Origin of the sequence: Mesorhizobium sp. M0633, from assembly GCF_040320645.1 — a bacterium.
Lineage (GTDB): Bacteria > Pseudomonadota > Alphaproteobacteria > Rhizobiales > Rhizobiaceae > Mesorhizobium.
The window spans coordinates 77,007-89,361 of the sequence record NZ_JAMYQC010000017.1 but is presented as its reverse complement, the minus strand read 5'-3'; the positions used below and the strand labels follow the sequence as shown (position 1 = coordinate 89,361).

Annotated in this window: 10 protein-coding genes and 1 pseudogene; 3 read left to right on the top strand and 8 right to left on the bottom strand. The window is 60.4% G+C overall.

All coding sequences use genetic code 11. From position 1 onward, the window contains the following. Window positions 1–5: 5 nt before the first annotated feature. The 8 genes from NKI47_RS19030 to NKI47_RS18995 form a co-directional block, all read right to left on the bottom strand. Window positions 6–806 (bottom strand): FadR/GntR family transcriptional regulator, encoded by an 801-nt coding sequence (locus NKI47_RS19030; RefSeq protein ID WP_352592542.1) that lies wholly within the window; start codon window positions 804–806, stop codon window positions 6–8. A 2-nt stretch (window positions 807–808) separates the two neighbouring features. Continuing rightward, window positions 809–1,753, bottom strand: a complete 945-nt coding sequence (locus tag NKI47_RS19025) for an ABC transporter permease (protein WP_352592539.1) — start codon at window positions 1,751–1,753, stop codon at window positions 809–811. Between the two features lie 53 nt (window positions 1,754–1,806). Then, on the bottom strand, window positions 1,807–3,327 hold the full coding sequence (locus NKI47_RS19020; RefSeq protein ID WP_352592536.1) for a sugar ABC transporter ATP-binding protein: 1,521 nt from the start codon (window positions 3,325–3,327) through the stop codon (window positions 1,807–1,809). Window positions 3,328–3,424: 97 nt separating this feature from the next. Then, window positions 3,425–4,408 (bottom strand): substrate-binding domain-containing protein, encoded by a 984-nt coding sequence (locus NKI47_RS19015; protein ID WP_023674245.1) that lies wholly within the window; start codon window positions 4,406–4,408, stop codon window positions 3,425–3,427. Window positions 4,409–4,438: 30 nt separating this feature from the next. After that, window positions 4,439–5,215, bottom strand: coding sequence for an SDR family oxidoreductase (locus tag NKI47_RS19010; protein ID WP_352592529.1), 777 nt, complete (start codon window positions 5,213–5,215; stop codon window positions 4,439–4,441). A 5-nt stretch (window positions 5,216–5,220) separates the two neighbouring features. Beyond that, window positions 5,221–6,393 carry a galactonate dehydratase gene (gene dgoD / locus NKI47_RS19005; protein WP_352592526.1) on the bottom strand — a complete coding sequence of 391 codons (1,173 nt, stop codon included), beginning with the start codon at window positions 6,391–6,393 and terminating at the stop codon, window positions 5,221–5,223. A 182-nt stretch (window positions 6,394–6,575) separates the two neighbouring features. Further along, a complete protein-coding gene (locus NKI47_RS19000) occupies window positions 6,576–7,631 on the bottom strand; it encodes an alpha/beta fold hydrolase (RefSeq protein ID WP_352592523.1) in 1,056 nt (351 codons plus the stop codon). A gap of 338 nt (window positions 7,632–7,969) precedes the next feature. Then, a complete protein-coding gene (locus tag NKI47_RS18995; protein WP_352592520.1) occupies window positions 7,970–8,554 on the bottom strand; it encodes a glutathione binding-like protein in 585 nt (194 codons plus the stop codon). Window positions 8,555–9,018: 464 nt separating this feature from the next. Here NKI47_RS18995 and petA point away from each other — a divergent pair, with 464 nt between their 5' ends. The 3 genes and pseudogenes from petA (at window position 9,019) to NKI47_RS18980 (ending at window position 12,348) form a co-directional block, all read left to right on the top strand. Then, the gene (gene petA, locus NKI47_RS18990; RefSeq protein WP_352592517.1) at window positions 9,019–9,495 is read left to right on the top strand and encodes a ubiquinol-cytochrome c reductase iron-sulfur subunit; all 477 of its coding nucleotides are present in this window, start codon (window positions 9,019–9,021) and stop codon (window positions 9,493–9,495) included. A gap of 16 nt (window positions 9,496–9,511) precedes the next feature. Next, window positions 9,512–10,807 (top strand): annotated as a pseudogene (locus NKI47_RS18985) (cytochrome b). A 23-nt stretch (window positions 10,808–10,830) separates the two neighbouring features. Further along, window positions 10,831–12,348, top strand: a complete 1,518-nt coding sequence (locus tag NKI47_RS18980) for a mechanosensitive ion channel family protein (protein ID WP_352622866.1) — start codon at window positions 10,831–10,833, stop codon at window positions 12,346–12,348. The last annotated feature ends 7 nt before the right edge of the window (window positions 12,349–12,355 follow it).

The window sequence follows — 12,355 nt, the reverse complement described above, 5'->3', positions numbered from 1 at the left end:
CCGCTTCAGACGGTATCGGCCTTGGCAGCGGCGATCGGCTGTTGATGGCGGCCTTTGCGAGCCACTGCAAGAAGGTCGTTCGACGCGATCCCGATGAGCGCCTTCATCTGATCGTGTGCATCGTCGGCCCTGCGCATCCGGATTGCCTCCAGCACGTCGCCATGCGCGCTCAGCGTCTGCTGGTAATTAGCGGTGGCCGATGTGGTCAAGCGGAAGGAGAAGCTGAGGGCGGCCGCAAGCATATTGCCGAGATTGGCGAACACCGGGTTGCGGCTGGCACGAAGGATGGCGGTATGAAACCTGACGTCGGCATCGAGACACACAGCGAGATCGTCCTGCGGAGCAATGCGCATGGCTTCATAGGCCGCTTCGATGACTGCGAGATCGCCTGACGTCGCCATCTTGGCCGCAAGTTGGGCGGCAGCGGGTTCAATGACCAGCCGCGCCTCGATCAATCCGCGGACGAAATCGAGATCGGGCTCGATATCGCGCATCCATTCCAGAACCTGAGCATCCAGCCTGTTCCATTCACTCGACACGCGCACACGCGTCCCGGCCCGCTTGCGTGCCTCGATCAATCCTTTCGCCGAAAGCGTCAGAAGAGCATCGCGAAGCGCGGTGCGGCTCGCCCCGTAGATAACGCAAAGTTCGGCTTCCGTCGGCAGGACGGAGTGCTGGGCGTAGGAGCCGGCGAGGATGCGCTGTCCGAGATCGCGTGCGATGCGATCCTTGAGCGATGACGTGGTGCCATCTGCGGCAGGAATGTCCTGCTTGCCTTGGCCAGTCGAAGCGATCGCCGCGTCCATCGTCATGTCCTGTTCAAGTGGTACTCGGCAATTACCACAGCAAGTATCAGCAGCGAGCCCTTGGCAAGCAACTGATAGAAGGTTGGCACGGACGTCAGTATCATTCCGTTGTTGAGGACGCCAATGATCGCGACGCCCAGCAGTGCGCCGACGATCGTGCCCTTGCCGCCCTGCAAGGCGCAGCCACCCAGAACGGCCGCTGTGATGGCCTCGAGTTCCAGGCCTTGGGATCCGGATACTGGCTGCCCGGAGCCGGTACGGGCAGCCAACAGAATCCCGGCCAATCCGGCCGCCACTCCACTCATGATATAGATGCCGACGCGGTAGCGGTTGATGTTGATGCCGGAGAAGCGTGCGACAACGGGATTGCCGCCCAGGGCATAGATGTTGCGGCCAACGATCGAGCGGGCAAGGAAGAGATGGAACACGATCGCGGTCAGCAAGAGAATCCAGATCAGCAGAGGCAGGCCGAGGATTCGTCCGATCCCGATGAAGCGGAAAGTGTCGCTGAAAATCGCGATCGATTGCCCATCGGACATGATGAACGCGATGCCGCGGAAGATCGCCATCGTACCGAGAGTCGCGATGACAGCGTTGACCCGCCCATAGGTGATGATGATGCCGTTCACGAGGCCGGCAAGACCGCCCAGGACCAGGCCGGCAAGAATGCCCGCGGCGGGTGATCCGGTGGCCTGGATGGCCATTGCCGTCGATACTGTGGTCAGACCGACAATTGCGCCGACGGCAATATCGAGCCCTCCGGCGACAATAACCACGGTCTGGCTCATCGCCAGAACGCCCAGGATGGTAATGCCTAGACCGATGTTCAGCAGGTTTCGGCTGGAGAAGAACACGTCGCCTCTCAGGGTGCCGAAAATGAGCACGAGAATGGCGAGAGCAACAAGAAGGCTTATGTTGTGAATGCCGATGCGCTCTGCGATGCGCAAGGAAGCGCGCCTTTTGCCGGTTTGCGTTGTTGCTGTCCTGAGCTCAAGGCTGTTCACTGAATTTGTCCTCCAAGCGATGCTGCAGATTGAGGCATGGCATGTCTCAGGATCGTGGCCTCGTCGATGTCAGGGCGGGAAAGTTCGGCCGTGATCCGGCCTCCAGCCATAACAAGCACCCTGTCAGCCAGCCCGATCAGTTCCGGCATTTCCGAGGAAATCAGGATTATGCCGATGCCGCTGGCGGCGAGTTCGTCGATCAGGCGATAGATTTCCGCCTTGGCGCCGATGTCGATGCCGCGGGTCGGCTCGTCGAGGATGAGAAGCATCGGCTGCCGCGCAAGCCAACGCGCGAGAACGACCTTCTGTTGGTTGCCACCCGATAATTTCGAAACCTGTTCGTCGAGGTTGGGCGCCTTGATCGACATCTTTGCTGCAAGCGGTGAGACGATCTCCAGTGCCTTGCGCCGGTTGAAGAAGCCGAAGGTCGACGTTCTGTCGGGCACGCAAAGCGAGGCGTTATCAAGAATGCTTCGGAACAACAGCAGCGCCTCGTGCTTGCGGTCTTCCGGGGCAAAGCCGATACCGGCCACGATCGCTGCATGCGGGCTGTTAGGGCCAACGGGCGCACCATTCATCGTTATGGTTCCGTCGACGCGCCTATCATAGCCGACAATCGCCTTTGCCAGTTCGGATCGACCCGCACCCATAAGGCCGGCAATGCCGAGCACCTCGCCGCGGCGGACCTTGAGGCTCACATCGGTGACGTGGTCGGTGGTCAGGCCTGTCACCTCCAGCAACGGTTGCCCCGATTGCCACATCTCGCGCGTAAACAGATCGGCGATGTCGCGGCCCACCATGAGCTTGGCTATGGTCTGCTCGCTGGCACCGGCAGCGGGGGAATCATCGACCAGCCGGCCGTCCCGCAAGACGACAATGCGATCCGCAAGGTCGATGACCTCGTTCAGCCTGTGAGAGATGTAGACGATCGAAGTGCCCTCGCCGCGCAGCCGGCGAATTACTGAAAACAGACGGCGCGCTTCGTCGTCGGTCAGTGACGAGGTCGGCTCATCAAATGCGATCAGCCGGCCGCCGGCACGTATGGCGCGCATGATTTCGATCATCTGACGCTGTGCCGGACCGAGCGTGCTGCAAAGTTGCCGCGGCCGCATATCCTGCTGCATGCCGAAGGTCGCAAGCACCTTATCGGTCTGGTCCTCGAGCTTGTGCCAGTCGAGCAGGACGCCTGCCAGCCGCGGCAGTTCGCCGACGAAAATGTTCTCGGCCACGGTCAGGTTCGGAACGATCTCCGGCTCCTGATGGATGACCCGTATTCCGGCTCTGTGGCTGTCGCGCGGTTCGCTGAAAACGATCGGCGTGGAGCCATGCAGCACGGTGCCGGTGTCCGGTGCGAACACGCCCTCGAGAATTCGCATCATTGTCGACTTGCCGGCGCCATTCTCGCCAACCAGGGCAAGCACCTCTCCTGGCCGAAAGGCAATCGAGACATTGTCGAGCGCCTGCACGACGCCGAAGCGCTTCGATATCCTGTCGAGCGAGAAGAAATCCGATTGCATCAAAAGCTCACTCCCGAGGATCGATCCCGTGTGCCCGCCGACGAACTGCCGGCCCAAAGAGCGTCATGCGCACTGCGGCGCATGACGCATATCTGGTTCAGTGGCAGAGCTTCGCTTTGTAGTCCGACGCAAAATTGTCGGCGGTGATGTATTCCGGGTCAGTGAAGGATTGAACGGGAAGCTTGGTTCCGTCCTTGATGGAGGCCAAGAGAATCTTCACCGCCAGCGCGCCATGATTTTCCGAATTGAGCCACATCGTACCACGGAACGCCGAGGGCTTTCCGGATCCGAAGGCATCGCAGGCGCGGCTGCCGTCGATGCCGATCCCCATGCCCTGGTCTGCGGAATAGCCGGCATTCTCCAGTGCTCGCGCACCACCCAGCACGCCGTCATCGTTGCATGAATAGAATATCCAGTTCGTGACGCTGGGATTGGCCGTCAATGTGGTGGTCATCACATCGATGGCGTTGACCATCGTATTGTCGTAGGGGACGCGAACGATGCTGCCCGGCTTGAAATCGGGCACCGCCTTCAGGAACGCTTCTTCCGCGCCCTTGTTGCGCTGCATGCAGGTATCGGCCTTGCGGTCCTCGATCGAGGCGATGCGCACCTCTTTGCCCGCCCAGCCTTCAGCCTTGTAGAGCTTGGCAAGCTCTTCGCCCACCCGCGCACCGATATTGTAAGCATTCATGCCGACATAGGGGACCTGGGTGCCATCCTGGTAGTAGATATCGTCGTCCACCGCCACCAAGGGAATTTTTGCGGCCTTTGCTTTCTCAGCGATGACCGGTCCCAGCGCCTTGTCGGGGACGACGATGGCGATGCCTTTCACGCCATCGCCGACCATCGTATCGAAGGTCGTGATCGTCAAATTGGCGTCGAACTGAACGTCCTGCGACACGAACGCGGCCCCTGCCGCCTCAGCCGCTTTCTTGGCGCCGCCGACTTCGGCGACAAACCATGGATGGTCTCCCATCTTGTTGATGTAGCCGATCTTGATGTCGTCTGCGCTTGCTGCGCCACTCATCAGTCCGGCAGCCAGTACCGCAAATGTCGCCAAAGCCTTTGTTGTGGTTTTCATGAAGATCCTCCCTGAGCTCAATGGTGGTTGCTAGTCGTGGTAGAGAACCGAGCGCCCACCATCGATGGTGATCGTCTCGGCATTTATGAACGGCGCTTCGTCCGAAGCGAGGAAAACCGCCGTCATTGCAACCTCGTCCGGCCGGCCAATTCGCTTGGGCGGATGGAGGTCGTAGGCTCGCCGCTTCTCCTCGGCGGGGTTCGGGAATGTGTTCCAGTAGGCTTCCGCGATTGGCGTCTCGATATAGCCGGGGGCGATCGCGTTCACCCGGATACCGCGTGCGGCATATTCGATGGCCAGCGAACGGGTCAGGCCCAAAAGTGCATGCTTGGCGACCGGATACGGGAACGTATGGGGAATGATCTGGAAGGCGTGACAGCTCGCTATGTTGACGATGGACCCCGAGCCCTTCGCCAGCATCGTCGGCAAAACCGCCTTGGCGCAGAACCACGCGGCCTGGAGGTCGAGCTTGAGGCAGCGCTCCCATTCCTCATCCGGCATCATCAATGGTTCGTAGAAGACGTTGGCGCCGGCATTGTTGACGAGAACGTCGACGCCGCCATAGGCCGTGATCGTCCGCGCGATCATGTCCGCGACTGCGGATGCGTCGGTGACGTCCGTCTCGATGAACAGGGCGTCCGCGCCCTGGGCCCGCAATTTGTCGGCGACCGCTTTCCCGCTTGCCGCATTCAGTTCAGCAATGACGGTCTTTGCCCCATGCATCGCAAAAGCCCGGGCGGTGGCGGCACCTATGCCTTGGCCGGCGCCCGTGACGATTGCGACCTTTCCTTGCAGCCGGCCTGCCATTGCATTCACCAGTCAACCACGGTGCCGTCCGGCATGACGGCATTGCGGGCATGCAGCACTTCCTGCTCAAAGGGGTGACGCGCGATCACGTCCTCATTGACGGTGACGCCAAGGCCCGGCAGTTCGGGCAAGTCCCAGCGGCCTGGTTTACGCCGAATTGGCCAGGTAACGACCTCGTCGTACCAGGCGACGGCACCGGACATCTCCTCCTGAATGACGACGTTTGGCGTCGATATGCCGAAGTGAAGAGCAGCGACGCCAGCGATCGGACCGAGCGGGTTGTGCGGCGCAAGGCCGATGCCTGCCGTTTCCGCCATGGCCGCGATCTTCTTTGTCTCCAGCAGACCGCCAGTGTGGCAGATATCAGGCTGGGCAATGTTGAAGGCACGGGCTGCGATCGAGTGCGTGAATTCGCGACGTCCGATCAGCCGCTCGCCGGAAGCGATCGGCACGGCCGATCGCGCCGTGATATGCGCCAGTCCGGCAACATCTTCGGGCGGCACGGGTTCTTCCGCGAACATGATGCGGGCCGGCTCGATTGCCTTGAGGTAATCCATCGCAGCGTTAACGGATGCAGGGCGTCCATGGAAATCGACCATGATGCCGATGTCCGGACCTATGGCCTCGCGAAGTGAGCCAACCATGTTGGCGACAGAATCAACGGCTTTCGCAGGCGATACGTAGTGGGTGTAGGGAATGCAGACGACCTTGACAGCGTCGTAGCCTGCCTGCGTCACGATGCGTCCGCGTTCCACGATCGCGTCCGCGGATCCGGTCTCATAGACCGCCTTCATGTCTCCGAGGCCGAGATGCGTGTAGGTGCGCAGATAGTCGCGAACCTGTCCGCCCAGAAGGCGCCAGACGGGGACTCCCAATGATTTGCCCAGGATGTCCCAGAGCGCGATCTCAATGCCGCTGACGGCAGACATTCCCTCGACGCCAAGACGCCAAAATCCGTGGCGCGTAAGTATCTGGTAGCACTGCTCCACGTTGCGCGGATCCTGCCCGATGAGCAGGGCCTCAAGGTCCTGAAGCGCCCCAACGACGGCTCGGGTCTTCCATTCCAGCGTTGCCTCACCCCAGCCAAACAGCCCGGGCTCGTCGGTTTCGACCCGGACGAAAACCCAGTTGCGCATTTCCGCATTGCAGACGCGCGCCTTGATGGCCGTAATTTTCATTGGTCCTCCCAGACCTGCCGCCTTTTTTTGAAGGCGATATGTATGATTTATTATGGATAATATGGACGAGTCAAGCGCAACGTCGATGTGGAGCAAGGCCGCGCCTCGATGTTCAGCTCGCAACCATCATGTCCTCGCCGCCCATCCAGCGCAGGCATCAGCAGCTCACTCAGCTTGCCTGATCAGTATTCGTCAACGTCGATGACAGCCTGGGCAAAGGCTTGCGGGCTTTCTTGAGGCAAGTTGTGGCCGATACCGCCGGTGATGATCCGGTGCGTGTATCTGCCCGAGAATTTCTTGGCGTAGGAACTGCTGTCGGGATGGGGTGCGCCATTGGCATCACCCTCAAGGGTAATGGTCGGCACTGTGATCACGGGAGCTTCGGCCAGCCGGTTTTCCAGACCGTCATATTCCGGCTCGCCCTGTGCCAGGCCGAGCCTCCAGCCGTAATTGTGAATGACGATGCTGACGTGATCCGGGTTGTCCAAGGCTGCGGCGCTGCGCTGGAAGATTTCATCGTCGAAATTCCACTGCGGCGAAGCGAGTTGCCAGATGAGTTTGGCGAAATCGCGCGTGTATTTCTCGTAGCCGGCGCGGCCGCGATCCGTGGCGAAGTAATACTGATACCACCATTGAAGCTCCGCCTCCGGTGCCAGCGGCACCATGCCGACCTGCTGATTTCCGATGAGATAGCCGCTCACCGAGACGATCGCCTTGCAACGCTCAGGCCAGAGCGCGGCAACGACATTGGCCGTTCGGGCGCCCCAGTCGCAGCCGGCGATCGTGGCCTTTTCGATCCCCAGCGCATCCATCAGGGCGATCGTATCCGCGGCGAGCGCCGACTGCTGGCCATTGCGCATCGTCTCGTCCGACAGGAATCGCGTAGTGCCGTAGCCGCGCAGGTAGGGCACAATCACGCGGTACCCCTTTGCGGCAAGCAGAGGAGCGACGTCGGTGTAGGTGTGAATGTCATAGGGCCAGCCATGAAGCAGGATCACTGGAGCACCTTCGGCAGGCCCCAGCTCCGCATATCCGACGCTCAGTTTTTCGGCATTGACCTGTCTGAGCGAGCCGAATGATTCCGGCCTGGCTTGCGTCGCGGACGCCCTCGCCTCGACCATCCAAGTGGCTGCCGGCGCGCTCAAGCCGAGTTCGGTGGCGGCGAACGTCATTGCTGTCGCACCGACAATGCGCCGGCGGCGATGATCGACCGTGTCGGGAGCCTTACTCGCATTCATGATGAAGCCTCTATGATGACCAACAAGCGGGAACAACTAGACCGGCCGCTGCATCGGCCGACAGGAAATATTGCGCTTATTTCGACGGTGACTGCGGCGAATCCAGTATTGCAACCACTCGGCCAGGGGGCAGTGCGGCGAGCTCTGACTGAACGTCGGTAAGGTCCAGCGTTTCCTCGATTTCCCTCCGGAGAAATTCGAGACGTAGGCCATCCCCGCGCTTGGAAGCGGCTGGATGTAGCATCCGCAGGAACGGCAGCATGAGAATGACTCCTGATCTTCTGTTTGGGCGAGAGGATATGTTGCATCTGATCTTATGCTCGAAGTCGCCCTCGGCTTCAGACGAGGCCCTCACGATCCATTGCGATGCGCACGGCCGGTCGGGCAGCCATTCGGACGCGAAGGGCTTGCAAAGGCGCGGGAACAGGGACGTGGAAGCGGGCCGCCCAAAGCAGCATCACGAAAAGATAAAAATCCGCGACGCTGGGTTTGTCGCCGAACAGATAGTCGGTCTCGAGCCCGTCAGCGAAGAACTCGAGTTGGCTCGTAATCGTCGCGCTCGCCTTGGCCTTTTCGGCATCGCTGCTTTGGTGCCACATCGGCTTGAAGCTTCGGTGTATTTCAGTTGAGACGTAGGTCAGCGCTTCGAGAAGGCGGGTACGGCCCAACGGCCCCGCCACTCCCAGTGGCGGGTATTGCGACGCAATCCAGTCGAGGACGGCGATATTTTCCGTCAGCGTTTCGCCGCTATCCAGCACGAGGGCTGGAACGTAGCCCTTGCGCGTGACGGTAGTGAAATCATCCCCGGAGCCTGTCCGTTTGGTCTTGAGGTTCACACTTTCGCGCTCGAAGGGAACACCGGCCTCTTCCAGAGCGATGTGGTCCGCCAGGCTGCAGGCGAGAGGGCTGTAGTAGAGTTTCACCGCTTTTCCCTTTTCTAAACCCGATTGAATCCCGCAATTGGTCGTCGCCCGGCGGAAAACCTGCCCCGCGCCACGCGAGACAACCGCTCCAGAAACTCGCACTTGGCGGAGACGACGACTACGACACCGACAGCCAGGCGTGCCTATGCCGAGGTATGGTCGGGCTGAAGTTCGGGATCGCCGTGCGCAATGCCGGGGCGTATGCCAGCTCAGTGGCCAACGTTTATCTGGAGGAATCCAGAACCTTCCATGATGGCATCATCGCCAGCCCTGCCAGTCCTTCGCTCAGGAAATCCTAAACGAAAGTATTGGACGCACGTGCCGTTGGCACGATGGCTCACACCCGGCCACGGCCGGCATATTTCACGCGACGTGAGCAGACTGGAAAGGCGAAAGCCGTGGCCTGCTTTTGCTCGATTGCCACCAACGCGATGACGCAGCTTCCAACAATAGGAGTCGCCATCATGGCCGACCTTTCCGAAACCCCCACAGCCGAGCACACATTGCGCGTCGAAGCGCCCGCCGCGATCGAGGTCGACGTCTCCTCGCTGACGCCGGGAACGTCGCTGATCGTCGACTGGCACGGCAAGCCGGTGGTCGTGCGCAACCGCACCGAAAAAGAGAGGAAGGACGGCCAGGCAGTCAGTCTCGCCGAGCTCAAGGATCCAATTGCCCGCAACGCCAACCTGCCGGCCGATGCGCCGGCAACCGACGCCAATCGAACTATGCCGGGCAAGGAAGCCTGGGTGGTGATGATCCAGGTCTGCACCCATCTCGGCTGCATCCCGCATGGTCAGGAAGGCGATTTCGACGGCTGGTTCTGCCCCTGCCATGGTTCGCAATACGACACCGCCGGCCGCGTCCGGAAGGGGCCGGCGCCGGAGAACATGGCGGTGCCGGTGTTCCAGTTCATTTCCGACACCAAGATCCGTATCGGCTGAGGCAGGGGGCATTTCGATGAGCGGCGACAAACACTCGACCTATACGCCCAAAACCAGAATCGAACGTTGGTTCGATGCCCGCCTGCCGCTGCCGCGGCTGGTCTATGACAGCTTCATCGTCTATCCGGTGCCGCGCAACCTGAACTACGCCTATACGTTCGGCGGTATTCTCACGATCATGCTGGTTTCATAGATCCTGACCGGCATCGTGCTGGCGATGCATTACGCCCCTGATACGGGGCTGGCCTTCAACTCGGTCGAGCAGATCATGCGCGACGTGAATTCGGGCTGGCTGCTGCGCTACCTCCATTCCAACGGCGCGTCGTTCTTCTTCATTGCCGTCTACCTCCACATCTGCCGCGGGCTCTACTATGGTTCGTACAAGGCGCCGCGTGAGCTGCTGTGGGTGCTCGGTTGCACCAACCTCCTGCTGATGATGGCGACGGCCTTCATGGGCTACGTGCTGCCTTGGGGACAGATGTCGTTCTGGGGCGCTACTGTCATCACCAACTTCTTCACCGCCGTCCCACTGATCGGCGACTGGCTCCAGCAGCTTTTGCTCGGCGGGTTCGCGGTCGACAATCCGACGCTGAACCGCTTCTTTGCGCTGCATTACCTGCTGCCATTTGTGCTTGCGGGCGTGGTGACCTTGCATATCTGGGCGCTTCACGTCGTCGGCCAGAACAATCCGACCGGCATCGAGGTCAAATCGAAAACTGATGTCGTGGACTTCACGCCCTATGCCACCGTCAAAGATGCCTTCGGCATCCTCGTGTTCCTGTTCTTCTTCGCCTATTTCGTTTTCTACCTGCCGAACTACCTCGGCCATCCCGACAATAGCAGCATCGCCAATCCGCTGAAGACGCCGGCCCACATCGTCCCGGAATGGTACTTCCTGCCGTTTTACGCGATCCTGCGGGCCATCACCTTCAATATCGGGCCCATCGATTCCAAGCTCGGCGGCGTGCTCGCGATGTTCGGCTCGATCGCGGTGCTGTTCCTGGTGCCGTGGCTCGACACCTCGAAGGTGCGCTCGGCGGTCTATCGGCCCTGGTACAGGGTGCTCTTCTGGCTGTTCGTTGCCAATGCCCTCTTTCTCGGCTGGCTCGGCTCCCGGCCGGCGGAAGGCGCATACGTCGTCATGTCCCAACTGGCGACGCTTTACTATTTTGCGTTCTTCATTATCGCCATGCCGGTGCTCGGGCTGATCGAAAAGCCGCGACGGCTGCCGAATTCGATCACCGAAGCAGTTCTTGAAAAAGACAAGGCCAGCGGCAGAGGCCCGATCGCCGGGCCGGAGACCAAACATTGAACTTGGCATCGCGGGGATCGTTCATGAGCTGGTGGAACTCTCCTCTGGTCTACATCGTGTTGCTCGGCCTCGCCGGGATCGTCGTTTGGTCCCTCATCCCCAGACGCTTCGCCAATGCGAAGCTGGTCGTCCAACTCGGCTTTTTCCTCGCCATGTCGGCCATGGTTCTCGACCTGCGCGTCGTGCCATACGAGACCGCAGGGGACAACGAGACAACCGGAGGAGCGATCCTCATCGGCTCGGTCAAGCTGCTCTGGTGGGTTCACCTTGCCTGGGCGCTAATCGGATTTGTCCGTATCTATCTCGTCTTCGAGCGAAAGCCGCGCGAGGCACGTCTCCTGCAGGACGTCGTGGTCGGTGTCGTCTACGCTGGAATGTTCCTGTCGATCCTGGCGTTTGTCTTTGCAGTGCCGGTCGGAACGCTCATTGCCACGTCGGGCGTGTTTGCCGTCATCCTGGGACTGGCGCTCCAGAATACGCTTGGTGACGTATTTTCGGCGATCGCGCTTAACCTCGGCCGCCCTTACGTGCTTGGAAACTGGATCATTCTAGGCGACGGAACCGAAGGCCGCGTTGTCGAGACCAACTGGCGGTCGACCCAACTTCTGACCCCGACCCACAATGTCGTGGCGCTGCCAAACAGCCTTCTCGCCAAGATCGGGGTAACAAATCTAAGCGGTCCGGACGAGAGCCATGGACTTGCCGTAACCGTCAAGGTGGCGCCAACGAAGACGCCGGCGATCATCGTAGAGCTCATGCGCACTGTCTTGCTGAGCTGCAATTCAATCCTCCAGGAGCCTTCGCCTTCGGTCACCATCAGAAGCCTGGATGCCGCAGCTATCGAGATCGAGTTGTTTTTTCGCGTCGCAAGTATCGACCAGCGAAGTGCCGCTCGGAACGAAATCTTCGATCTCATTTATCGCCATTCAAAGTCGACCGGCATGCTGCTGGCGGAGCCATTTTCGGGCTCGATTGCCATGACCAACCGGCCGGGCCACGAGATGGCGGCCTCCCATGGCTTCACCCCGATCGAACTCATCAATTCCATACCGGTATTCTCGGCGCTAACGGATACCGAGCAGGAGTCGCTCGCCAAAGCGGCCTCGGTTCGCACCTACCATAAGGGCGAAATCATCGCACGACAGGGAGAGATGCTGCCGTCGCTTATGATCGTACGGACGGGAGTCATCGTCCGGCAAATTGGCGAGGGCGATGATCAACTGCAGGAGATCGGCCGGCTTGCACCTGGCGATTTCTTCGGCGAGACCGGCTTGCTCGCCGGCATTGGCGAGATGTCAAGTTTGCGGGCAATGACCCCCATCACGGTTTACGAGATAGACCAGGAAAACTTTGCGCCGCTGCTGCACGACAGGCCCGAAATGGCCGAAGATCTTGCCGCGATCCTGTCGATGAGGGTGTCGGCTCTTAATGAAAGCGGCATCGCCGGACAGCACCACGCGGGCTCCAAATTCGCGCTCCTCAAAGCCATTCAGACAGTCTTTCGCGCCGCTCCGTTCAAGCGCGTTCGAGCACCTGGCTGATAAGGCA